Genomic DNA, 22688 nt, shown 5'->3' with positions numbered 1-22688 from the left:
TTATTTCCGTTTATTCAGGTAACAAAGAAACTTATTTACACACAGTGATCTGCTTTCAAAAAAATAAAAGTTAGTAAAAATTACACTGTGATGTTAATTCCACGAAAAGCCACCATATTGAATTTAATTTCAATGGTTTATTAATAGTATTCATTTTGTATTTGTTATTTGTTTTACTGAAATTTTTTACTGTGATGGTGATCTATTTTAGTTAAAGTTTTACTTATTATTCTTCTCCCCGCTAAGAAACGAGCTTGTTAATTGAAATAAATAAACACCGCCTGCTAGCAAAATAAGACTCACTAGAGCATGGCATCAGGTGGCATTGGGGGATAATTGAATGACTTTTCGTAAAACGTGTTTAGCCGTGTTGATTGGTTCCGTCGTCGCATTGGCTGGTTGCAACAGCAGCAGTAGCTCCACCGAAAAAGAAGCAGGCTTGCCAAGCAATGAGTTTATCAATGTGATTGATCGAACCGGTTCACCGGAGTACCTGCGTGATTATGATCAGTACAACAACCTGAAATACAACGCTTTTGTTGACAATGGTGCTTGGCATGGCCATTTGCTGCCAGCGGACGAGCAGGGCTATGGCTCATTTGGCGGCATCATGCAAGTGACCCAGGAATACGCTCACTTCATGTCTGGACAAACCTTCGACAAACTCCATATTACCGATAGCATCAGTGGCGAAGTCTTTGACCTTTCATCAGCCGATGCGGAGGTGTACAGCACACCGGGCGCATTGGTACAAATCCTCAAGACTGACAAGTTAGAAGTGCAGATGGTATTGCGTTTCGTGACGGATCGTACATCACTGGTTGAGACCAAGTTAACCAACCTGACTAACCAAGACATGGACTTGCAGCTGCTATGGGACGGTGAGTTATTGCAAAAAGCGCTCTCGACAGAAGGTAACGAGAACCTCTCGGTTGAGCAGATGTACCCAGATTACAACCGTCAGATCAAGACCACAGAGAACGGCATCAGCATTACTTTTGGTGATATGAAAGGTAACTGGGCAATCCGTAACGATGATGACAGTGAGTTCCGTATTGCCCGATCTGTCAGCACCCAAACCCACGTGATGCCAAACGAGATTTCGTTTGCCTCCGTAGCCCAGCAACCGCTTTCGGCTAAGGGGAACATGAGCATCTACACCACATACTCCCATCTACACAACAGAGCGGAAGTCGCTAAAGAAAAGAACAAGATAACGGATATTTTCAATAATCCTCAGTCATACATGCTGGCTGCGGATGAGCGCTGGGCAGGCTACCTAACATCGGGAATGGTCAACGACCAAGCCACCAAAGAGCAGGCAAGGGTAGGTGTGAAAGCCATTATGACCCTCAATGGTAACTGGCGCTCTGCGGCGGGTGATGTCCACCAGGCAACGGTCACCCCATCGGTCACCGCACGTTGGTTCTCGGGCAACCTGACCTGGCCTTGGGATACCTGGAAACAAGCCTATGCGATGGCGCACTTCAACCCAGATGTGGCCATGGACAACATCCGCACGGTATTTGAATACCAGGTGCAGGAAGACGATCCGATCAGGCCGCAGGACAAAGGCTACTTGCTAGATGTCGTCACGTATACCTTGCCGGAAAACCGCGGCGGTGCCGGTTCTGAGAACTGGAATGAGCGCAACACCAAGCCTTCTTTGGCGGCTTGGTCGGTAATGGAAGTGTATAACGCCCTGAAAAACGAGTTCGACCGGCCTGCAGATGCCCAGGCTTGGATCGATGAGATGTATCCGAAGCTGGTGGCCTACCATGACTGGTGGCTGACCAACCGCGACCACAATGGCAACGGGGTTCCGGAATATGGTGCCGCGGTGGATCCTGCCCATAACACCGAAGACGGCCATATGTATGTGTGGGTGACAACCCAAGAAGATCTTGTCGCTAAATTTGGCCAAGAGAACATACTTGAGCACAAGGGGGATGAGTACAAAGTTAAAGGAATGGATAACTACAATACCATCCTTGATGAAGTAGTTTACCAAGAGCTGCATGTGGGTGCCCAGGAAGCCGCTGGCTGGGAATCTGGCATGGATAACGCCGCCCGTTTTGGCTTTATCTCATCAGAGCAGCTGAAAGATTATGCCGATGCCAACCATAACGGCGATATCGAAGCCGCGAAGAAAGACTGGGAAGTGCGTTTTGCTGAAAACCGCGGTAACAATGACGAATTGCTGGGCTTCTCTATGTTGCAGGAGTCTGTTGACCAAGCGTCATACATGTACTCTGACAACAAGTACTTGGCCGAGATGGCAACACAGGTATCCGGCAATGTACCGGGCAAACAGCGCGGTCAGGAATTCTTGGATGGTGCAGCAGCGATCAAGGATTACATCAATACCTGTATGTTCGATGCTGATACCCAGTTCTTCTACGATATTCACATGAATGTTGACCAAGATGGCAAGCCAACTCCTGTGATGAAAAACGGTATCGCCTGTGCCGGTGAGCCGATTGTCGAGCGTGGCCGAGGCCCAGAAGGCTGGGGCCCATTGTTCAATGGTGCTGCCACGCAGCAGCTTGCCGATAAAGTGGTGCAAACCATGATGGATCCGGACGAGTTCAACACGTCAGAGAAGTATATTGGTGAAGGGATATCGCTCCCGACAGCATCACAAACCAACCCCGCTTACCATGCCGATATCTACTGGCGTGGCCGGGTATGGCTAGATCAGTTCTATTTTGGTGTTCGTGCCATGGAACAATATGGCTATGGTGCAGAGGCTGTTCATATGGCCAATGAATTATTTGCCAATGCCGAAGGCATGACCGAAGACGGTGCGATTCGCGAGAACTACAATCCTGAAACCGGTGCGGTACAGGGAGCGTCGAACTTCTCCTGGAGTGCTGCCCATATGTACATGCTCTACCGTGAGTTCTTCAATAACTAATCGTTTTGCCTAAACAGTATATAAAATGAAGGCCAGCTCAAAATTGAGCTGGCTTTTTTGAAGCTATTGGGTGTGAAAAGATTGATTAATCAAAACTATTGGTATGAAGGCTGCGCCGAGTATATTCGTTGCGCTCCTCAGTCAGGATTGAATAGGTGAGAGTGCTTGAGGTGCGGGTATGTAAAGGAATATAGACCTCACCATGTTCATTGGTTTTGTATACTTTCCCCCGGTTGGCCGGATTGCTAACACTGACCCTGGCATTAGCAGCCGGTTTGCCATTTTCGGTGACTTTTACCCAGCTACCCGCTTGGGTATCGATGATACGGATATCTGCAATAGCGAATGAACTTGCAGATAGCATAAGCGCTGCGATACTTGCTTGTTTGAAAGTCATGTAAACCTCACTTGAATACTCTCTCGGTTGTCATTGCCAGACGCTGGAGTTATGCAATGGCTGCTATGTGGTTAGCCGTCAAGTCGTTTTATTACTTAACGGCCCACGTTACCTATTACGAAAGTGGTGGCTCTTTTGTTCATTAGTGAGCTAGAACCTTTTGATTGAAAAATATATCAATCAGGAATATGCTTTTCATATACCGACCGTCGGTCGGTCTGTAAAGGAAAGGGGTATGCCAAGAGTCGTAAAGTCGCCGCAGGAGCGGCGGGCAGAATTCATTGCTGCAGCCAATGCGCTGTTTTTTTCTAAAGGCTATGCCAATACCTCGGTCAATGATCTTATCCAGCATGTGGGGGTGTCCAAAGGGGCGTTTTACCATCATTTTGATTCCAAGCAAGCGGTGCTGGAGGCGTGGAGTGATGACATGCTGGAGCAGTACCGCCAGGTGATCGGGGGCTTGGTAGAGGATCCCAACCTCAATGCGTTAACCAAATGGGAGACTCTGTTGCGTCGGACTAATCAATGGGAAATTGGTCAGAAAGACATCATGCTGGGCTTCTTTAAGATCATCAATATGGATGAAAATCTGCAGCTAAAGCATAACTTCATGCAAAAAGTCAGTGCTTTGCTCGCAGGCTATTACGAAGTCATTTTGTGCCAGGGTAATCAAGAAAAGGTGTTTGATGCACCTTCTACCACGGTCACCGCCAGGTTGATGGTCAGCGTACTTAACGGCTTTTCGGAAGAGCTCACCCGCAAAATGCTAAACACCGACAAAATGTCAGATTTACTTGATGAGGTTGTTGTAGAAGTAAAAGCGACTCAGTTAGTGCTTGAGCGTATGGTTGGGGCGAAGCCAGGCAGTATGCCTTTGATCAATGATCAACTACTGCACGCATGGTTTACGGAATAAGGAGGGGTTAATGCAATCACTTAAGGTTTTGTTGGTTATCCTGGCCTGCCTTCCAGCTTGGGCGATGGCAGAGTCGGCAACCTCAATAGTCAGAAAGTCGGATCAGCAGATGCGGGGTGACTCCAGTTATGCCGAAGCGACCATGCGCATTGTGCGTCCAGACTGGACCCGCACCATGAGCATGAAAAGCTGGACTAAAGGGCAAGATTTATCCTTGGTGTTAGTAACCGCGCCCGCCAAAGACAAAGGCAGCGCGTCACTCAAGCGCTACCGGGAAATGTGGAATTGGTTGCCGAGTATCGAGCGGGTGGTAAAAATCGCCCCTTCGATGCTGGGTCAGTCCTGGATGGGCTCAGACTTTACCAATGATGATTTGATCAACCAGTCATCCATTGTGGTGGATTACACCCACAAAATGGTGGGTGGCGAAGTGTTTGATAATGACGCCAGCTGGGTGATTGATGCCATTGCTAAGCCTAATGCGCCGGTAGTCTGGAGCAAGGTTCGGCTATGGGTCTCCAAGAAGACCTACCTGCAACGCAAAGTTGAGTTCTATGACGAATTCGATGATCTGATCAATACCATGAACACTTACGACGTGAAATATATGGGCGGGCGCCAGGTGGCCTCGCGGATGGAAATGATCCCTGCGGATAAACCGGGCAATAAAACGGAAATCATTACCCATCAAGCCCAGTTCAACTTCCCGATTAAAGAAAGTTTCTTCTCCCAAAGCCAGATGAAGTCGCTGCGTGATTAAGGGCTGGGAGCGGGTCAACAAGGAAGAACCATGTTATTGAAATTAGCTTGGCGTAATATCTGGCGGCAGAAGCGGCGCACTATCCTGACGGCTTCTGCCCTGGCTTTGACATTGGCCTTGTCGCTGTTTATGCGTAGCCTGCAGGAAGGGACGTACGCCAACAATATCGAAAACGCGGCTCGTTTCTATACCGGCCTTATCCAGCTACAGCACCCAGAGTTTGCCGAAAGCAACAGCATTGATGATCTGTTGCCGATGGATAGGGCTTTCTTGGAACCTGTGTCAACCAACCCGACTGTTATCCGAGTCTTACCGCGTATTGAATCATTTGCTTTAGCGGCCTCTGGGGACAAGTCCAAAGGCGTGATGGTGCTCGGGGTCGACACTCAAGCAGAAGACAGTTATTCCAACATCTCCAATCGTTTGGAGAGGGGAGATTTCCTATCACCCGACGATCAGCAAGTGCTCATCGGTGAAGGCGTTGCTCGCTATTTTGGTTTAGGCGTTGGGGATGAGCTGATCCTCTACGGCCAGGGTTATCGTGGGCAGACCGCAGCAGGGCTTTACCGGGTCAAAGGGATCTTGGACTTCCCCGTTGCCCAGCTCGATAGCCAGCTGGTGTATATGCCAATCGCACTCGCCCAAACCCTTTACAGTACCGAAGAGCAGGTAACGGCATGGGTATTGGATATCAAGCCCCTTGGCCAACTAAATGCGACGGAGGCTCAGCTCAAACAAGCTTACGGCGACACGGTCAATGTGCGGGATTGGCAAGATTTGGCACCGGAAATGGCCCAGCAAATTCTGATGGATAAGGCCGGCGGCATTTTCATCATGTACCTGCTGTACGGCGTTGTTGGTTTCGGTTTGTTTGCCACCTTGCTGATGATGACTTTGGAGCGCCAGCGAGAATTTGGCGTCATGCTAGCAACCGGTATGCTAAAGCGCAAAATCATCACCTTGATTGGGCTGGAGTCCTTGATGATAGGCTTCCTTGGGATAGCAATGGGTATGGTGATCACCCTGCCTGTGTTGGTGTGGTTTTATTTCAACCCGATCACACTGACAGGGGAAACCGCCGAGCTGGTCTTGGAAATGGGCTGGGATCCTATCCTGCCAATGGCGCTGGACCCAGTGCTGATGCTTGATCAAATTCTTATTGTTTTGGTGCTGCTGGTGGTTTGCCTGATGTACCCGATGTGGCGAATACGCCGGTTGGAAGTCGTCAAAGCGCTAAAAGGAGGCGGCCATGCGAACTGATAAGCGAAGTTATTTGCGAACAGATATGCTTTTCAAACTAGCGTGGCGTAACCTTTGGCGCAATAAATTGCGTACAGGGATCATGCTTGGCGCCATGGTGTTTGGCCTGATGGGGGTCGTTGCCATGATGGGGTTCCTGTCTGGTATGTACGGCAGCATGATCCACAATGCCATTGCCTGGCAGACCAGCCATATTCAAGTTCAGAGTGCACTTTATCTTGATGATCCTGATATCAAGCACACCATTGTTGATCTGTCTGAGGTCGAGAAGGCAGTTGCGGCACTTCCTGGTTTGAAAGGTTGGTCAGCCCGGTTTGTTGCCGATGGCATGGTGGCATCAGCGCGCAGCAACCGCGGCGTTCGTATTAATGGTATTGATACCCAAGCCGAATCGACGGTGACCCCGCTGGCCGACAATATTACTCAAGGAGAGTGGTTAAGTGATGATGGACGGAACCCGGTACTGGTTTCCGAGAAAACTGCGTCTCGTCTTAAACTGCGTATTGGCTCCAAGGTGGTACTCACCTTTACCGATGCCGCTGGCGATGTTAGCGGGGCGGCTTTCAGGGTAAGGGGGATCTTCAAAACGCCGTCTACCAGTTTTGATGACAGCAATGTCTTTGTTCGCCGTGCCGATCTTACCGCATTGGCCGGAATTGAAGGTGCACACGAGGTGGCCATTTTGCTTGATAGCGATGACGCTGCCATGTTGCTAGCCCAGCGATTGAGAGGCGTCGAAGCCATTCAAACTGGTAACCGGATCAGGGACTGGCAACAGGTGCAGCCCTTGCTGGCCTCGCTGATCAATCAGCAGGGGCTTAGCAATGCCATTATGCTGGGGATTTTTGTGGTGGCAATGGGGTTTGGCATCGTCAACATCATGCTGATGTCTGTTTTCGAGCGCACCCGCGAGTTCGGTGTGCTGATGGCGGTCGGGATGCAAAAACACCGTGTGTTTTTGCTGATCATGCTTGAAACCGCATGGCTTGGGATCTCCGGGGCAAGTCTTGGCCTGCTGGCGAGCCTTATGCTTATCAGCGTATTGCAGTACACCGGGATCCCGCTTGGGGCAATGGCTGAAGGCTTGGGGGCATTTGGCGTCGATACCTTGCTGTTTCCACAGGTCACCTTTGCCGAATACCAAATGATTTTCTTCACGGTGGTTGCCGCCAGCCTGTTGGCGGCGCTTTATCCTGCACGGCAAATACTCAAGCAGCGGCCTGTTGATGCCATGGCCGATAAGCACTGACAGAGATGAACTAATGACTATTTCAACCAATAACTTGTGCAAAATCTATAACGCTGACAGTGATTTCCCGGTGCATGCGGTAAAAGATCTCGATCTTACTGTCGAACAGGGGGAGTTTGTCGCGATCATGGGGCCTTCTGGCTCGGGGAAGACAACTTTGCTCAATATGATTGGCGGCATCGACAGCCCAAGCTCGGGCAGTGTTCTTATTGATAACTGCGATATTTGCCAGCTGGATGAGAAGGAACTCATTGCCTTCCGGCGGGATCATGTTGGGTTTATCTTCCAAGATTACAGCTTGCTACCAGTACTGACTGCGCTGGAAAATGTCGAATTCGTGATGCAGCTGCAAGGGCATGATGAATCAACCTGCCGGCAACGGGCGGGTGAGCTATTGACCCAAGTGGGGCTGGAAGATCAACAGCACAAGCGTCCGGCCAAGCTGTCGGGCGGTCAGCAGCAGCGGGTCGCGGTAGCCAGGGCCCTCGCCCCCCGGCCCCGTTTTGTGATGGCCGATGAGCCAACGGCGAACCTTGACGCCCAGAGCACCTCCGAGCTGCTTGATATCATGCAGCAGCTCAATGAGAAGGAAGGCACCACCTTTATTTTCTCCACCCATGATCCTAGAGTGATCAAGCGGGCTAAGAGGGTCATTGTATTTGAAGACGGGCAACTCAAAGAGGATCGTCGCCAGTGAACTGGATAAAACAGGGTGTGGTAGCGGGAGAGTACGAAAAAAGACTATTACGGATAGTTTCAGTTTCTGCAGTTGCTTTGCTGGGCGTGATATCTCCGGTGGCTAATGCCCAGATCCCGGGGTTAGAGCCTGAAAAAGACTGGGATCTCAACGGCTACGTCAAGTATATGGCAACCGGGACATTGCCAGACGGTGGCTCGAACGGACTTGACCACCTTATTCACCAGCGCTTCAACTTCGAATATCGCTTCAATGAACATCTGCGTTTCAATGCTGGGATGCGCAACCGCTTACTGTTTGGCGATACGGCAGAGCTGCCCGGCTATGGCGATCTGGTGGCGATAGATACTGGGTATATGGACTTGTCGAAAAACTGGCTGGACAAGAAAGGCGTGGTGGGGAACAGCCAGTTTGATCGCCTGTATGTCAATTGGCAGCGCGATGACTGGCAGGTTCGTGGCGGCCGTTTTCGCATAAACTGGGCAATGGCTACTTTGTGGAACCCGAACGATATTTTCAATTCCTATTCTATCTATGATTTTGACTATGAAGAGCGGGCAGGCAGCGACGCCGTTATGGTTAGTCGCAAACTTGGCTTTGCCAGCTCGGCCGATGTGGTCGTTAACCCAAATTCCGACAGTGATTTGAACAGTTATGCAGGGCGCTACTTGTTTAATCACAAGGGGTGGGATTATCAACTGCTAGTCGGAAAATCGCTGCTGGATACTATTGTCGGGGCAGGTTTTGCCGGAGATGTCCAAGGCGCAGGTGTCAGGGGGGAGTTCACTTGGTTTGAACCGACCAAAGAGCAATGGCAAGATGAAGAGCTTGAACACACAGCGGTTGCCACCCTCGAAACGGATTACAGCTTCGGTGGCCAGCGCAACTGGATGGCTCGCGGTGCTGTGCTATATATCTCTAACCCGCAAGGCCCACAAAATGCCATTGCCTTTTTGAACTTGCCGCTAACAGCCAGAACATTGAGTTTTACCCGTTGGACGGCGTATGCCGATGCTAGCCTGGATGTTACCCCCCTTAGCCGCCTGACGCTCTCTGCCTCCTATTATGATGATGGGTCGTACTTTGTCGGCGCCAGTAATAGCTACTCGCTGGCAGATGATTGGCAATTGCTTGGGGTTATCCAGCGCTTTGACGGCAACGGTAATAGCTTGTTCGGTGAAACTGCCAGCACCTTACTATTTGCCCAGATTCGCTGGAATTTTTAACTTAGGCCACACTGATTAGACTAAAAGTGAAATGCTCATACTAAGAAAAAGCGAAAATCATTAACTATGTGTGTTTGTGGGTATCAATGACAGGGTAACGGGATCGGCGATGATAAAACTCGAAGGGATTGACCATGTAGTGCTTAGAACCACCAAACTGTCTGACATGCTGCATTTTTATTGCCAGGTGTTAGGTGCAAAGCTGGAGCGTGAACTGCCCAAGGAGATGGGGTTGGTACAACTGCGAGCGGGTAGTGCGTTGATTGACTTAGTTACCGTTGATAGCCAACTTGGCCAGTTAGGCGGTAAGCCGCCCAGCCAAGATGGTCGTAACCTCGATCATTTTTGTCTGCAGATCGTGCCTGTTTCAGAGCAAGCACTGCTTGACTATTTATCCCAGCATAACATTCCTTGCGAAGGCTTTGCCGAACGCTATGGCGCCGAAGGCTTTGGCCGCTCGCTCTATATCCAAGATCCCGAAGGGAATGTGGTGGAGCTCAAGCCGAAGTTGTAGCAAATATATTTGGCTAGAGTGTTGATTGCATCTGATACAGCGTCCGGTATGAACGATGCTCAAGATCCCCGTCCGTCAGCCCAAACTGACTAGCCAGTTGTTCAAGCTCGCCTTTATACCTTGCAAGAAGCGCTTCATCATCGGTCATGATAGCGAATTCTGCAAAGTGACCGATGCCTTCGAGGAAATCTAAGGTAATGTGGTATTGGCCGACAAAGTAAATGCTGCGCACTTTCTTCATCACCAAATACGGCTCATAGCCCATGTTCGCCAGCATGCTTTTAGCTGCTTTTGCATCGGTAATATTGGTGGCTTCGCAGCGGTCAGCCTCTGGCCCTTTGACTATCCATAACTTGATGCCATAAGGCTCCATCTCCCGAATAGACACACTCTTGTTTTGGGCGCCCAGTGAATGCTCTGGGGTATCGAAGTACCAATCGGTCTCTGTATTATCGAGCAACATGACTTCATGGGGGAGCGAGCTGAGTACCTGTAAAAACTCAGTTTTTGCTCCCACACGGTACTTCAACTCGACTTCATACTTTCCTTTGAAGTGTTCACTGCTCATGTCTGCTTACCCAGTGTTTGTTTAGTCTTGTTCATTTTCGTGAATACGGCGGATCAGTTTGGCAGGTGTTCCGCCAAAGAGGCTATCTGGCGGTACGTCTGAGTTGACTACCGAGTTGGCGGCAATCACTGAACGGGCACCGATGGTCACACCTTGGTTAATCACGACGTTACCACCAATCCAAACATCATCTTCAACAGTAATAGGCTTGCAGATAGTCGCCCACTTGCGGCGCTCTCGATAATCAAGCGAGTGGCTTGCGCAGTAGAACTGGGTATTCGGGCCGATCAGCACATTGTTACCTATGGTGATCTTTGCGCCGTCCAGCATGGTGACATTCATATTGAGGAATGTCTGTTCGCCGATGAAGATGGTTTTACCGAATTCGCAGTGGAAAGGAGAACGAATGATACTTGAGGCCGGCATGTCACCCATTAGCTCACTCAGTAGTTCGCTGCGCTGGGTATCATCAATCGTTTGGTTAAGGGTCATCAATAGATGCGCTGCATTATTACGAATCTCATTAATCCCTTGGTCGTCGCCGTCAAAGTCTTCACCAGCAAGCATTTTTTCGAATTCGGTCATTGTCTTTCCAATCTGTTTTAAATTGGGCCGGTTGAACAGCCTTTGGTAGATCCTAGCAAGCACTATAGCGGCACCATGATATGATTAGAAGTGACATTTACTCATCAAACAGTTGAATCAAAGGAATATCATGATCGATTTATCCCGCCTGTTAAAAAATGATATGAATCTGTTGATTTGCCTGTATGTGTTATTGCAAGAGCGCAGTGTTAGCCGGGCAGCAGATAAGCTGTACTTGTCACAGTCTGCAGTGAGCAAACAGCTGACAAAGTTGCGCCAAGTGTTTGATGACCCATTATTTGAACGGGAATCTAAAGGCTTGCTGCCGACACCGAAAGCCTTGTCTCTGGAAACCAAGCTGCAACAGATTTTGCTGCAGGTTGATCAGCTCAGCGATCCCGATCGGTTCGAGCCGGAAAGTAGCACCCGTACATTTAATATCGACCTGATTGAAACGGCTTACTCGACCATTTACCCGCGGTTTCTGCCTGAGGCGCTAGCCGAAGCACCGAATATCAGTATCAACAGCCGCGATTGGAACGAAAACAGTATCCAGCGCCTGCAAAGAAGGGAAGTGGACTTTGGCATCGGCATTTTCGAGTGGGATGGCCGGGCGAAAACCCATGTTCAGACGATTCCAGACTCGCTCAGTTATGTCGAGTTATTGCGGGATGCTTCTTCTTGTGTGATGCGCAAAGGTCATCCAGCTTTGCAGGAGGAGTGGAGCCTAGAAACGTTTTTAAAATACCGCCATATCCAAGTGGTTACTGGCGGAGTGAATACTTGGCTGCTTCATGAAGTGCTGGAGGCTAAGCGCCTCAAGCTCGACAATGCGGTGAACATGTCGGACATTGCCAGTGCAGTAAGGATGTGTGAAAAGAGTGACTTACTCACTACATACCCTTATGAGTGTGTTCGGGAGTTTGTCGATAGCGCCGATATCGTGGTAAAGCGCTTACCGCTCGACCTCGAGCCTGGTGGCCAGTTCTTGCTGTGGAACAAACAGTTCGACAGCGATCCGAGCCATAAATGGCTCAGGGAGCTGATTATCAACCAGTTCAATGGGCAAGTTTGAGCCTTAACGTTTTTAGTACGGGGCTATTTTTGGTGTAGCCCTATTTTACACAGTTGCCTGAAATCCTTCGGGTTGACATCGGTATGGCGCTTGAAAAACTTCGTCATGTTAGTCGCTTCATTGAAGCCAAGCCGGTTTGCGATATCTGAAATCGAATACTGACTGAAAGCCAGTAGGCGTTTGGCTTCGACCAGTACCCTTTCATCAACCAATTCTTTGACGCTAAGACCAGCATGATCTTTGGCTAGCTTATCCAACTGTTTGGTGCTTTTGCCCAAAGCCAGAGCGATGTCGCCAGCGGTTGGTCTGTCCTGAAAATGCTCATCGATATATTTCTTCAGTCGGTAGTAGTCGTTGTTGCCGATGCGTTGGGATGATTGCTTCTGGTGCTGATAGCTGGGAACAACCGCCTTGAGTATGATTGAGCGGATCAGGTTACGAATAATTTCGTCTTTGAACTCGGACGTTGATTCGAATTCATTGACCATCGCACTGAAAAGCGGCCCGATATCTTCGTCGGCATGATGTACGCAGTTGATGTGGACCATAGCGGAAAGCAATAGATCAAAGTAAGGGTCGTTACTGCCGTTCGATAGGAAGCTGCAATCAAACGACAGCACGTAGCCATCGACTGAGCGCTCTTTGGCAAAAGCGTGGATCTGGTTTTTGCCCAATACTAGCATGGAGCCGGTCCGCAGCCGGTGCTGTTGGTGTTCGACGTAGTGCAGACCTTGCCCTTCTGTTATGTAGATTAAGGCACTGAAGTTTAGTCGATGTGGCCGGGAAACGACGTCTAGCCCCCTCACTGAATAGAGATCTGAAATCTTGTTAATGAACGGATTGATCAGGTTCACTTCTCTTTTCAGCCGCTCGAGGGGGATACACTTGGTTGTCATTATTTTCTTCTAGTACTTTTCTTGGGTTAGATCTTTTGCCATCTGCTGGAAATCGACTGTTGGTGCTGTGCTTTGTTCAACGATCTTAGTCTGCGCTTCGGTTTGGCGAGTTACTGAGTGCAATACAGTGTGCTGGTGATCCGCACTGCCCAATGTCATCAGGTTCGAGCCGATATGTAGCACGATAACTACAGAGGCCAAGCAGTAAAAAATAAGCGAAATGCGCTGTCTCATAAGGCTTCCTCTTCGTGTTCTCTTACCGGTACATTTTTGGTAGGAATTCTTTTGCCTGATGTCTCTGGACGGTACTTCTGTTTGGCACGCTTTGGCTTAGCCAGTTGTTTGAACCAGTGTTTATTGAATACGACAAAGTCGGTCAAGGTATTGATCGGACACAAGCTTTGGCACCACGGACGACGAACGATCAACGATGTTAGGAGGATCATCACAGTGAGGATAAACAGATACATGCCGCCAATCATGCCAAAGGCGATACCGAACGGCTCGTAGACGAAAGCGGCAGGGTTTCGGTAGTAGGCACCAAGGCAAAGCGTGGCGAGTAGCAAGAACCGCGGGAACCAGATAAAAAAAGATTGGCGCAGAGGTGATGCCTTTGCCTTACCCACCTTGGCTAGGCACTGCTGCACGGCGCCAAATGGGCACAGGCTTTGGCAGTACACGTTACGGTTGTAGTAAAGGATATAGCCGATACTGAGCACCAGAAGAATAAACGGGGTGTAACTGGCGACACCGCTGACCCATGTCCCTAACACCAAGCTCCCCATGGTGGAAGCCGAGTAGAGTGATGCCGAGTAGAAACCAAATATCAGGGTAGAGCCAGCCAGCAAGGTCGCATTTATTTTGGCTTTATGCTCAGAGCGGGTACGGTTAACCCAGACAGCGGCAATGAAGAACACCAACGCTGCGGCATCGAGCCATTTTATATATTGCCAGGCAGGCTTTGCTTCGCTGAACTGGTACCCAAAAAGCGCCATGCGAACAGGATCGGATGCTTGGTTTATTGCCTGGATGTAGGCTTCCGAAGTCAGGGTTGCACCGGTTACTGCATCGGCCGTTAGCGCTGTTTTGATATTCTTCTCGAGCAATGATTCGGGAAGCTTCTGTTCGACCACTTTGTCAAAATAAGAAGTTGTCTCTTTCGAACTCAGTAAAGCGATGGTCTCAATATCGCCGTGTGGGGTAAATACCGCACCAACGGTAAGTTCACCACCGTAGCCAACACCTTTGCCGAAGCTGACCCACTTGCTGGAGGCTTGTGTTGTTTCTGACTCTGGGGCGCTCTCAATAGCCGTTGCGATCCGATAGAGCTGGGGAGCAGCTTCGATAAGCTGTTCGTCACTGGTGAGGATGCTGTCGAAGAACTGGGTTTGGGAGTGGTTGCTGCGTTGCCCGCCTAGATACCACGCAAACGCCAAGGCCAAGATTGAAAATACACTGACAAACTTGTCAAAGTTGTTATTGCGCCGGGGTTTGGTTTTTCTTTCCATATATCTCCAAAGCCATGAGGCACCGGTTAGATGTCTCATGGCCCTTTTCCTATGTGATCGATTAAATATCTGGATTAGTTTTCGATGGCTTGCTTGGGTTTCAAGGCGATAAGGATTCTGAGCAGTACAGCCCCAGCGATTATCAGCCCGGTGCCGACAAATCCGAGGAAGTACCAACCTGCGAGGCCTTCGTTTTCACCCAGCAAGGTGAAAGCCCCAGCAATGGTGAGAATCATTGAAGCCCACCAACTGCCGACCAGTGTCCATTTCCACCAGTTCATCCCTAACTCGAATTGCTTGGCCCACTGATTAGCCCCGGAAAAGACCAGTACTTGCAAGGCACCGAAAGCCATCCAGAACAATGGGTCCAAAATTGTTGATTGCGGAAACATTAGAAGCCCTCCCAGTTACCGTCGTAGTCCCATGTCTTCTCGACCTTGAGGTATTCCTCACTACGTAGCCATTCCGGGGGCTGATGGTAGCCGGCAAATCGACCGCCGTTCCAGTCGCCGTGATAAGCTTCTGCCTCTGGGTAGTAGAAGAAATTATGCTGCATTGCTAATAGCGTCTTACGCGTTAGCCCGGTTGGATCGCGTGGATCGGTTTCCTTGACCAGTGCATGGATCCAGTTGTTCTTTCGGGTATATGGACAGACCGCGATACAAACCCGGCACCCCATAGCGGTTTCGGTCGGACCTTGACGCCACATGGTCCAACAGCTGTCTTGATTGAAATCGAACTTGCGGTAGCCCCGAACCACGGCATCCGGTTTGTCGGCTTTGCTGATTGAACCACTCGGGCAGGAATCAGCACAGATTTTGCACTCTTCACAGAAGTGCTTCACTTTGGTATCGATAGGTTTGTCTGGCTCTAGATCCAGATCGGTGATCACAGCGGCTAGGCGGATATTGGGTCCTAGTTCTGGGGTCAGTAAGATCCCGTTTCGGGCGGCTTCGCCCATTCCAGCTTGGATAGCCAACGGAGGCACGACTATTTCGTAGTCTGAGCCCGGCCATTGTGGGCGGGCTGCATAACCTAGTTCTCCAAGGAAGGCAGCCATTAATCCTGAGGCATTCTTAGCACGGAAGTAACCATCATAGGAGGTAGAGTAACCGATAGATGCGTACATCGGATCCCAGTTCATGGGAGTACCGAAGATGATTACATTCTTCCAATGCTTCGGAATGCTTTCGTCCCAGCCTGGCATGCCGCGCATGGTGTTTTTGAACACGAAGCTCGGATCAAGCTTGGTGATGCCGACAATACTCATGCCGAATTTGAACGCCATCTTCTTGATAAGCTCAGACGCGTGCTTAGGCGATTTAAAGGGCTGAGGCTCACGTTTTACCCATTGGAAATCGACCTCCTCAGGATGCCCTTTGGGTTTTGGCGGGAAGTTGCTGCTGTTACCTTTCAGGTAAGCTGCAGAATAGGCCCACGCCAAGGCAAATCGGTCTCGGTGCTGTTCGATATTCTGATCGTGCTTGGCTTTCTCCTCGAATGACTGGTACATGTCATCCCAGCGCTCAGGGTGGCGGGAGTAATACTCGCGTACTTGCTCATTGGGAATATCACGCCAATCTCTGGTCGGTACCCAGCCATTGCCCATTTCTTTACCCAATGCGCGGGTGCGGTGGAACAGGAAGTCGCTCCATTCAGGACGGACTGGCTCACTGACCACTTCCATCGTTGGGGCAACATCTACCCGAAAAGGCTCGCGGTTGAAATACATGTCCTTGCCTGCTTCGGTGCGCCCCCAGCCGACATTGGCATCCGGATCTCGGCCTAGTACAAAGCCCGCACCAGCGGCGGCACCTACCGTGGCAGTGGCGGCCGCGACACCACCGAGTTTGAGGAAGTCGCGCCGCGATGTATTGGCAACGCCTTGTTCTGTTTTCTCTCTCACGTTTGCTCCCTGTGTATTAGTTTAATTCGACGATATCGAGGCTCAGTTTCTTATTGATGGTATCGATGAGCGCTCGGTGAGTAATTTTGTAGTGGCCTGATAATTTGTTTAGCTCGACCATAATGTGTTGTGCTTCAACCCATTGCCCTGTGTGGAAATAACATAGGAATAGTTGCTCGAGTCCCCATTCGTCATGCGGCTCGAAGGTCAACAGTTGTTTGAGATCCGGCTCGAGCTGATCGAATAGCCTGAGGTCTGCCTTGATATGGGCACGGATGTTCAGTACATCGTAGTTATTTGGATTCACGTTGAGGTATTGGTTTAGCGCCTCAAGCCCCTCTTCAAGTCGACCAAGCCGATGAGCACAAATACCAGCCAGCCTTACCAGCTCAATGGATGAGATTTGATTTTCGAAGGCTCGAGCAATCCAGTTGTCAGCCTGTTCACTATTGCCCAGAGCCAGGTAGCTGCTGGTGGCGGTAATGTAGGTTGAAACCAGTGACTGGTCTTTGTTGTAGGCTTGTTCGGCAAGTTGTGCAGCGAGCTCGAAGTTGCCTTCCTGGTAGTAGAGGCCGGCAAGGTTTTGGTAGCCTCCGATAAAGTCTGGGTTAGTATCGATACTCTGTTTGAAGCTTGCTTCGGCCATTTCACTCTGGCCAAGATACAAATAAGTAAACCCTAGATGGCAATGCAGCAGGGGATTGTGGGCATTGAGTGCTATTGCCTCTTCAAACATCGATTTAGCCATCTCGTAATCGCCCAGCTGCTGGTAGATCAAACCGCAGTAGGTTTTGAATTCTTCTGTACTGAGCTGGTGTTTATGTTTGTTGATAGCAACCATGGCTAGCTGACACATCTGTGCCGCCATCAGGGTCTCGAATAGGTATTTCAGTTGGGCATGGGTGAGACTATGTTTGGCGAGAATATCGCTGATGACAAATGTGAAGGCCTCATGCTCCAACCAGTCGTTATGGCTGTTTGCTCGGGAGTCGTCGTTTCCCCAGCTCATTGGTTGGCGTTGGTTCTGCTTGGGAAACTGTACTTGTAAAAATAACAGGCGCTCATTGAGCGGTGCGAGTATGTCGGCTGGGTCTGGAAACTGAGTGATTTGTTCCCTGATATATTGGTATAGCTCAATCCACTTACTGCTAATCATTCGGGTGTCCTTGATGAAAGATCAGCCCAAGTATTGTGGAATCAGGAAATGGTCAAAAGGTATAAATTCCCCTGTTTTAGGTAGAAAAATGCCCTTTATTGGTAATTTTGATTTTAATCAATAGATTTGAAAGGAATGAAAGGGCCGCATTCAATGTAGCCCTTTGTATTTATTGGTTTTGTTTCTAAGTGTTAATGACTGCTGTGGGTCGAAACTAGGCAGTTGTCACTGCCGAACCCGTTCTGGATGTAGGCATCGGCGCTTGGGTCATTTTGCCACTCAGAGCCATTGATTAGATAGCGGAATTGATATTGCTCGTCTTTGGGTAAGCGAAGTTTCAGGCTGAAAACTTTCTTTTTATTCAGCTTCATCGGGGTGGCCTGCCAGTGGGTAAAATCACCCGATACCGCAACGGTTTCCGTTGTACTCGCTGCTTGAGGCCATTCGAAAGTGACTTCTACTTCATCTTTGGTTTTAAAAAAGCGCTTTTTAATCATTCTCACTCCTTGGATTAAAGCTATTGAATAGGAGTAAGCAAACTAAATGCCAATAATCAATGGGTTATAAATTGGCGATTAGAGATATAGTCAGTCTGAGTCATGTAGTATTTGCCCAAAAGCGGGGCGGCGTTGCACCAAAGTGGTGCCCTTTATTTCCTGTGCGCATCTACGTTTGGCATCGCGGGCAATTCATCATGAAAAGCCCCTTGTGGTGAATGTAAACCAAAAGAAAAGGGGAAACATATGTTCCCCCCTTTAATTCGTTGAGATAGGCGCCAATATCAATTAGGCGATATTGTGGCTCTGGCCACCGGCATCTTTGAACCAGTTGTGTAGGTGGGTCTGTAGATCGCCAAGTTGATCCGGGCCGATAATCGCAAGGCCAAGATCTTGGGCTCGGACTACATCGTGATGCCGCAGTGGGCGGAAACTCACCAGCATGGCACGGGCCTGAAGGCCGCCGAGCAGATCCCGTAGCGATTCCAGTTTGTACAGGGTATCGTCACCGTCGTCACGCATGCCCTTGGTTTTACATTCGATAATATGGAGCTTGTTGTTCACCACGGTAGCCACATCAAGCTCATTACGCACTTCACGATCGCCAATCTGGCGGTAGACCTGTACACCCAAAGAGTGGTCTTGAATGGTCGGTAGATCACTTTGAATAGCACGAACTGTGCTGTGTACTAGGTTCTCTAGCCATTCGCCATTGGCAAATCGGCGGGCTTCTTCATGTTTGAAAGTCAAAATGCCATTGTGATAGGTCGCAAGGCCAGTTTCTTCAAGGTCGTTGAGCAACATGCCTAGCTCTTTGTAGCCTTGCTGTTTCTCACTCAGCGCCACATCCAGTTTTTGTTCTTTGCGGCAAGTGGTCGCCAAGTAGTTAAGGGTGGCAAGGCCTGGACCCAGCTCAAGGGCTGAACTGGCCCAACGCTGTCCCAACTCCCAGAGCTGCTCGTTGAGTTCTTCGGGCACTAGGCTTTCAGGGAGTTCACAACGGGCGCCGAAAATAGTCAGGTAGTCGGTAAGTTGAATGCGATCTTCGACTTGTTGTTGTTCGCGGTCTGCCGGGTATAGCCAGCACATTTCATCGCTGAACGGCTCAATTACATAGATAGGCCAATGATAGGTGCGGAATACTTCATAGGCGGAGAGTAGGCGGTGGCGGAGGCCACAACTGGCATTGAACCAGACATCGGTTTGGGCGGCTTTGAGTTTTTCTGCCAGCTCGATAATGCGAGCGCGAATGCGGGTGATGTTGATGGAATCAGGGATAATGAAAAACTCGGCCTCGATATTGCGAGGTATCAAGATTGACGCCAGTCGGTCGTATTGTTCTTGTTGCGCTTCTGTACCGATAAAAATCATTTTATTGGCAGGGACGCCATGGTCGAGAAGGGGGGTGATCAGTCTTACGGGATCCTGATCGATTATGCCAACATGTGTAATCATATAATTCCTTAAGCGTTAGCTGCGACTGTGCCGGCTCATCGATAATGGGGTACAAAGGGTGGCCCGTGCGTATTAGTCAGTCAGTGGCGCTTTTTATTTGTCATTCTTTATATATGCGGACAGTGTTCAATAAAATCAAGTCACACTGTTGCTTATGTCTATATTATTTGTATTAAGTGCGTTGGTTCATAGGCACTTTGGTAATAACTTAATTGAAAATTTTCAAAGAAATGTCTGAGCTGTGTAAGGGTTTGTCAGGAAAAATGAAGTTTTGTTCCATCTGCAGGGCATTTTCTGGAAGAAAATTATGTATCGTGTAGCAGCCTGCTGTTTTGCGTAAGGAAAGTGATTGAAATTATCCCGTTCTCAGTGACAATAGGTAGTGAAACTAATAACCAGAATGATTATGACCCAGAAACTTACCATCCTAGACATTGCCAAGCTGGCCGGTGTTGGCAAATCAACCGTTTCCCGTGTACTGACCAATGACCCGAAAGTTAAGCCTGCGACCAGAGAGAAAGTCGAGCAGGTGATCCGTGAGTCCGGTTACGTGCCATCCAAGTCAGCCCAGGCAATGCGCGGCGGCAGTGCAAAGGTTGTCGGAGTCATTCTGTCACGTCTGGATTCACCGTCGGAAAACAAAGCGGTCAGCGGTATTCTCGATGTCATTTACAAAGCTGGTTATGATGCGGTGATCATGGAAAGCCAATTCAGCGCCGAAAAGACCAACGAGCACTTGGCGGTACTGCAAAAGCGCAATGTCGATGGCGTGATTGTGTTTGGTTTCTCGGGCTGCGATCTCACCAGTATCGAAAAGTTGGGTCACAAAGCGGTGGTTATCGCGACAGATACCGACGCCATTTCTTCGGTCGATTACGATCACCAAGGGTTGATTGCCCTTGCCATGGACAAGCTGGTTTCCAATGGCAAAAAGGCTATCAGCTATATCGGTGTTGATGAGTCAGACCGTACCACAGGTTTGCTTCGCCTCAATGCTTACCTCGACAGCTGCGGCAAGCTAGGAATTGTGCCGAGTTACCAGACCGGGCAATTGAGCTATGACAGTGCCTATCATATTACCGATCAGGTACTCGGCGAGGGGACAGAAGCGATTGTCTGCGCCAGTGATACCTTGGCGATGGGTGTTGCCAAACGCCTGCAAGAGCTTGGCCGTACTGATATTCAGGTCTCAGGGGTAGGGGCAACGGATCTGCTTTCTTTCTTGTTCCCCAATACCTTCAGTATCGACCCGGGTTATTTTGAAGCAGGTAGAGTCTCTGCGCAGTTGCTGATCAAGCAATTGTCTGGGCAACATGAAGTGACTCATCTCATCCAGCAAGCTTCATATTAATGGGCACGTTCAATACCTCCACCAAATCCTCTAGCTAAAAGAGCAAGATCTGGGTCACTAATTTGCTGTTAAGCTATACCTAAGCTATTCAAGATGTAGGTTGTGAACTGATTCACGAAATGGGAATGTTCCCATTTTCATCGGTCAGCGGATCTGACACTATTTGTTACACCGAGTGGGAACATTCCCATTCATTTGAAAGTGAACAAAGACAGACAACCCAACACATTCCTATTTTTATAACGATGGACAATCGGCATGAGTAAGATTAACCAACAGCAGATAGAGCGTTTGGTCGAGTTAATCGGCGGTAAGGACAACATTGCAAGCGTCAGCCACTGCCTAACCCGTTTACGTTTTGTACTGGCAGACACAGACAAGGCGCAAATTAAGGAAATTGAAAAACTGAGCATGGTAAAAGGCTGTTTTACCAATGCAGGCCAGTTTCAGGTGGTGATCGGTACCGAAGTTGATCAGGTGTATAAAGCGCTGAATGAATATACCGGTCAATCGGGCGCCAGCAAGGAAGAAGCGAAAGTCGCTGCCCGCCAGAATATGAGTTTGCTGGAGCGTGGGATCTCCCATCTTGCTGAAATCTTTGTCCCATTGTTGCCAGCTATTATTACCGGTGGTTTGATCCTCGGTTTCCGTAATGTTATCGGCGACATCAAGATGTTCGATGGCCAAACCCTGACTGAAATCAGCCAGTTCTGGGCAACCGTCCACTCTTTCCTATGGTTGATCGGCGAAGCGATCTTCTTCTTCCTGCCAGTCGGTGTGTGTTGGTCTACCGTTAAGAAACTGGGCGGTACGCCAATTCTGGGTATCGTACTGGGTGTGACACTGGTGTCACCGCAGTTGATGAATGCCTATTTGATAGGCCAACAATTGCCCGAAGTGTGGGACTTTGGCCTATTCACCATTGAAAAGGTCGGCTATCAGGCTCAGGTCATTCCTGCCATGTTGGCTGGTATTGCCTTGGCACTGATTGAAACCAATCTGAAAAAAGTGATTCCTGCTTACCTATACCTAGTGATTGTGCCATTTGTTTCAATCATTACTGCCGTCATCCTTGCCCACGCATTCATCGGTCCATTTGGCCGTATGCTTGGCGACGGTGTAGGTTACGCGGCACAGGCTGCGATGACGGGTGATTTCGCTATCTTCGGTGCGATGATCTTCGGTTTCCTCTATGCCCCACTGGTAATTACAGGTATCCACCACACCACAAACGCCGTTGACCTACAGTTGATGCAGTCAATGGGCGGTACACCGATTTGGCCTTTGATTGCCCTATCAAATATTGCTCAGGCTTCTGCGGTTGTTGGCATCATCATTATCAGCAAGAAAGCAAACGAGCGTGAAATTTCGGTACCGGCTGCTATTTCGGCTTACCTGGGCGTAACCGAGCCTGCGATGTACGGTATCAACCTTAAGTACAAGTTCCCGATGCTGAGTGCAATGATTGGTTCGGCGATTGCCGCAGCAATTTGTGGTAGCGCAGGTGTGATGGCGAACGGTATCGGTGTTGGTGGCCTACCGGGCATCCTATCTATTCAGCCGCAGTACTGGTTGGTGTATTTCATCGCAATGGTTGTAGCCGTTGTGGTACCGATGGCACTGACCTTGTTCATGTACAAGCGTGCCGAAGCGAAAGGTGAACTGAGTGAAGCAACTGCCTAGGTAATTGTTAGGCAATGGCGAAAGCCCTGTGTGATTTGTAGCTGGTCGATTGATTTTTAAGGCCAGCTACCT

The 22688-nt window shown here is 49.4% G+C and carries 22 protein-coding genes; 11 read left to right on the top strand and 11 right to left on the bottom strand.

Features of this window, described 5'->3' with window-relative positions:
* The first annotated feature begins 340 nt into the window (after nucleotides 1–340).
* A complete protein-coding gene (ygjK, locus tag R2X38_RS09960; protein ID WP_317522071.1) occupies nucleotides 341–2917 on the top strand; it encodes an alpha-glucosidase in 2577 nt (858 codons plus the stop codon).
* 85 nt (nucleotides 2918–3002) lie between these two features.
* Here the strand turns inward: ygjK and R2X38_RS09955 are convergent, their stop codons facing one another.
* Nucleotides 3003–3314, bottom strand: a complete 312-nt coding sequence (locus R2X38_RS09955; protein ID WP_317522070.1) for a hypothetical protein — start codon at nucleotides 3312–3314, stop codon at nucleotides 3003–3005.
* A 235-nt stretch (nucleotides 3315–3549) separates the two neighbouring features.
* On the opposite strand from R2X38_RS09955, the gene R2X38_RS09950 reads away from it, so the two are divergent.
* The 7 genes from R2X38_RS09950 to R2X38_RS09920 all read left to right on the top strand — a co-directional run bounded on the left by R2X38_RS09950 (nucleotide 3550) and on the right by R2X38_RS09920 (nucleotide 9936).
* Nucleotides 3550–4230: a TetR/AcrR family transcriptional regulator gene (locus R2X38_RS09950; RefSeq protein ID WP_317522069.1), complete on the top strand. Its 681-nt coding sequence runs from the start codon at nucleotides 3550–3552 to the stop codon at nucleotides 4228–4230.
* Nucleotides 4231–4240: 10 nt separating this feature from the next.
* Nucleotides 4241–4990, top strand: coding sequence for an outer membrane lipoprotein-sorting protein (locus R2X38_RS09945; protein WP_317522068.1), 750 nt, complete (start codon nucleotides 4241–4243; stop codon nucleotides 4988–4990).
* A gap of 30 nt (nucleotides 4991–5020) precedes the next feature.
* Nucleotides 5021–6250, top strand: coding sequence for an ABC transporter permease (locus R2X38_RS09940; RefSeq protein WP_317522067.1), 1230 nt, complete (start codon nucleotides 5021–5023; stop codon nucleotides 6248–6250).
* A gap of 25 nt (nucleotides 6251–6275) precedes the next feature.
* Nucleotides 6276–7499: an ABC transporter permease gene (locus tag R2X38_RS09935; protein WP_317522259.1), complete on the top strand. Its 1224-nt coding sequence runs from the start codon at nucleotides 6276–6278 to the stop codon at nucleotides 7497–7499.
* 13 nt (nucleotides 7500–7512) lie between these two features.
* A complete protein-coding gene (locus R2X38_RS09930) occupies nucleotides 7513–8196 on the top strand; it encodes an ABC transporter ATP-binding protein (RefSeq protein WP_317522066.1) in 684 nt (227 codons plus the stop codon).
* Between the two features lie 53 nt (nucleotides 8197–8249).
* Entirely contained in the window at nucleotides 8250–9422 is a 1173-nt protein-coding gene (locus R2X38_RS09925; protein WP_317522258.1) for a hypothetical protein, read from the top strand.
* Between the two features lie 109 nt (nucleotides 9423–9531).
* Nucleotides 9532–9936, top strand: coding sequence for a VOC family protein (locus R2X38_RS09920; protein ID WP_317522065.1), 405 nt, complete (start codon nucleotides 9532–9534; stop codon nucleotides 9934–9936).
* A gap of 13 nt (nucleotides 9937–9949) precedes the next feature.
* Here R2X38_RS09920 and R2X38_RS09915 read toward each other — a convergent pair whose 3' ends face one another.
* Both R2X38_RS09915 and R2X38_RS09910 read right to left on the bottom strand, forming a co-directional pair.
* Nucleotides 9950–10504 carry a class IV adenylate cyclase gene (locus R2X38_RS09915; protein WP_317522064.1) on the bottom strand — a complete coding sequence of 185 codons (555 nt, stop codon included), beginning with the start codon at nucleotides 10502–10504 and terminating at the stop codon, nucleotides 9950–9952.
* 21 nt (nucleotides 10505–10525) lie between these two features.
* Entirely contained in the window at nucleotides 10526–11089 is a 564-nt protein-coding gene (locus R2X38_RS09910; protein ID WP_317522063.1) for a sugar O-acetyltransferase, read from the bottom strand.
* 130 nt (nucleotides 11090–11219) lie between these two features.
* Between R2X38_RS09910 and R2X38_RS09905 the strand changes: the two genes are divergently transcribed.
* Complete coding sequence (locus R2X38_RS09905; RefSeq protein ID WP_317522062.1) at nucleotides 11220–12164, top strand: LysR substrate-binding domain-containing protein; 945 nt, start codon at nucleotides 11220–11222, stop codon at nucleotides 12162–12164.
* Between the two features lie 23 nt (nucleotides 12165–12187).
* On the opposite strand, the gene R2X38_RS09900 is transcribed toward R2X38_RS09905, so the two are convergent.
* The 8 genes from R2X38_RS09900 to R2X38_RS09865 form a co-directional block, all read right to left on the bottom strand.
* The gene (locus R2X38_RS09900) at nucleotides 12188–13060 is read right to left on the bottom strand and encodes an AraC family transcriptional regulator (RefSeq protein ID WP_317522061.1); all 873 of its coding nucleotides are present in this window, start codon (nucleotides 13058–13060) and stop codon (nucleotides 12188–12190) included.
* Nucleotides 13061–13069: 9 nt separating this feature from the next.
* Complete coding sequence (locus R2X38_RS09895) at nucleotides 13070–13294, bottom strand: hypothetical protein (protein WP_317522060.1); 225 nt, start codon at nucleotides 13292–13294, stop codon at nucleotides 13070–13072.
* On the bottom strand, nucleotides 13291–14568 hold the full coding sequence (locus tag R2X38_RS09890; RefSeq protein WP_317522059.1) for a 4Fe-4S binding protein: 1278 nt from the start codon (nucleotides 14566–14568) through the stop codon (nucleotides 13291–13293). The genes R2X38_RS09895 and R2X38_RS09890 overlap by 4 nt, the downstream gene beginning before the upstream one ends.
* 74 nt (nucleotides 14569–14642) lie before the next feature.
* Nucleotides 14643–14960: a hypothetical protein gene (locus R2X38_RS09885; RefSeq protein ID WP_317522058.1), complete on the bottom strand. Its 318-nt coding sequence runs from the start codon at nucleotides 14958–14960 to the stop codon at nucleotides 14643–14645.
* Entirely contained in the window at nucleotides 14960–16474 is a 1515-nt protein-coding gene (locus tag R2X38_RS09880; RefSeq protein ID WP_317522057.1) for a reductive dehalogenase, read from the bottom strand. The genes R2X38_RS09885 and R2X38_RS09880 overlap by 1 nt, the downstream gene beginning before the upstream one ends.
* 16 nt (nucleotides 16475–16490) lie before the next feature.
* Nucleotides 16491–17630, bottom strand: coding sequence for a hypothetical protein (locus R2X38_RS09875; protein ID WP_317522056.1), 1140 nt, complete (start codon nucleotides 17628–17630; stop codon nucleotides 16491–16493).
* Nucleotides 17631–17821: 191 nt separating this feature from the next.
* Nucleotides 17822–18127 carry an isoamylase early set domain-containing protein gene (locus tag R2X38_RS09870; protein ID WP_317522055.1) on the bottom strand — a complete coding sequence of 102 codons (306 nt, stop codon included), beginning with the start codon at nucleotides 18125–18127 and terminating at the stop codon, nucleotides 17822–17824.
* A gap of 288 nt (nucleotides 18128–18415) precedes the next feature.
* The gene (locus R2X38_RS09865) at nucleotides 18416–19582 is read right to left on the bottom strand and encodes a Card1-like endonuclease domain-containing protein (RefSeq protein ID WP_317522054.1); all 1167 of its coding nucleotides are present in this window, start codon (nucleotides 19580–19582) and stop codon (nucleotides 18416–18418) included.
* Between the two features lie 406 nt (nucleotides 19583–19988).
* On the opposite strand from R2X38_RS09865, the gene treR reads away from it, so the two are divergent.
* Both treR and treB read left to right on the top strand, forming a co-directional pair.
* Nucleotides 19989–20933, top strand: coding sequence for a trehalose operon repressor TreR (gene treR, locus R2X38_RS09860; protein WP_317522053.1), 945 nt, complete (start codon nucleotides 19989–19991; stop codon nucleotides 20931–20933).
* Nucleotides 20934–21191: 258 nt separating this feature from the next.
* Nucleotides 21192–22616, top strand: coding sequence for a PTS trehalose transporter subunit IIBC (gene treB, locus R2X38_RS09855; RefSeq protein ID WP_107300094.1), 1425 nt, complete (start codon nucleotides 21192–21194; stop codon nucleotides 22614–22616).
* Nucleotides 22617–22688 lie beyond the last annotated feature (72 nt).

The organism is Photobacterium rosenbergii (assembly GCF_033022775.1).
Taxonomy (GTDB): Bacteria; Pseudomonadota; Gammaproteobacteria; order Enterobacterales; family Vibrionaceae; genus Photobacterium; species Photobacterium rosenbergii_A.
Note: the sequence above shows the minus strand (reverse complement) of the source record. Positions and strands in the feature narration are given on the sequence as shown.

What these genes read in the sequence shown, in the direction of transcription:
- R2X38_RS09910 (WP_317522063.1), bottom strand. Translation starts at nt 11,089, where the DNA reads ATGACCGAATTCGAAAAAATGCTTGCTGGTGAAGACTTTGACGGCGAC.
- R2X38_RS09895 (WP_317522060.1), bottom strand. Translation starts at nt 13,294, where the DNA reads ATGAGACAGCGCATTTCGCTTATTTTTTACTGCTTGGCCTCTGTAGTT.
- treR (WP_317522053.1), top strand. Translation starts at nt 19,989, where the DNA reads ATGACCCAGAAACTTACCATCCTAGACATTGCCAAGCTGGCCGGTGTT.
- R2X38_RS09890 (WP_317522059.1), bottom strand. Translation starts at nt 14,568, where the DNA reads ATGGAAAGAAAAACCAAACCCCGGCGCAATAACAACTTTGACAAGTTT.
- R2X38_RS09955 (WP_317522070.1), bottom strand. Translation starts at nt 3,314, where the DNA reads ATGACTTTCAAACAAGCAAGTATCGCAGCGCTTATGCTATCTGCAAGT.
- R2X38_RS09920 (WP_317522065.1), top strand. Translation starts at nt 9,532, where the DNA reads ATGATAAAACTCGAAGGGATTGACCATGTAGTGCTTAGAACCACCAAA.
- R2X38_RS09930 (WP_317522066.1), top strand. Translation starts at nt 7,513, where the DNA reads ATGACTATTTCAACCAATAACTTGTGCAAAATCTATAACGCTGACAGT.
- R2X38_RS09865 (WP_317522054.1), bottom strand. Translation starts at nt 19,582, where the DNA reads ATGATTACACATGTTGGCATAATCGATCAGGATCCCGTAAGACTGATC.
- R2X38_RS09870 (WP_317522055.1), bottom strand. Translation starts at nt 18,127, where the DNA reads ATGATTAAAAAGCGCTTTTTTAAAACCAAAGATGAAGTAGAAGTCACT.
- R2X38_RS09875 (WP_317522056.1), bottom strand. Translation starts at nt 17,630, where the DNA reads ATGATTAGCAGTAAGTGGATTGAGCTATACCAATATATCAGGGAACAA.
- R2X38_RS09935 (WP_317522259.1), top strand. Translation starts at nt 6,276, where the DNA reads ATGCTTTTCAAACTAGCGTGGCGTAACCTTTGGCGCAATAAATTGCGT.
- R2X38_RS09885 (WP_317522058.1), bottom strand. Translation starts at nt 14,960, where the DNA reads ATGTTTCCGCAATCAACAATTTTGGACCCATTGTTCTGGATGGCTTTC.
- R2X38_RS09905 (WP_317522062.1), top strand. Translation starts at nt 11,220, where the DNA reads ATGATCGATTTATCCCGCCTGTTAAAAAATGATATGAATCTGTTGATT.
- R2X38_RS09915 (WP_317522064.1), bottom strand. Translation starts at nt 10,504, where the DNA reads ATGAGCAGTGAACACTTCAAAGGAAAGTATGAAGTCGAGTTGAAGTAC.
- ygjK (WP_317522071.1), top strand. Translation starts at nt 341, where the DNA reads ATGACTTTTCGTAAAACGTGTTTAGCCGTGTTGATTGGTTCCGTCGTC.
- R2X38_RS09900 (WP_317522061.1), bottom strand. Translation starts at nt 13,060, where the DNA reads ATGACAACCAAGTGTATCCCCCTCGAGCGGCTGAAAAGAGAAGTGAAC.
- treB (WP_107300094.1), top strand. Translation starts at nt 21,192, where the DNA reads ATGAGTAAGATTAACCAACAGCAGATAGAGCGTTTGGTCGAGTTAATC.
- R2X38_RS09945 (WP_317522068.1), top strand. Translation starts at nt 4,241, where the DNA reads ATGCAATCACTTAAGGTTTTGTTGGTTATCCTGGCCTGCCTTCCAGCT.
- R2X38_RS09940 (WP_317522067.1), top strand. Translation starts at nt 5,021, where the DNA reads ATGTTATTGAAATTAGCTTGGCGTAATATCTGGCGGCAGAAGCGGCGC.
- R2X38_RS09950 (WP_317522069.1), top strand. Translation starts at nt 3,550, where the DNA reads ATGCCAAGAGTCGTAAAGTCGCCGCAGGAGCGGCGGGCAGAATTCATT.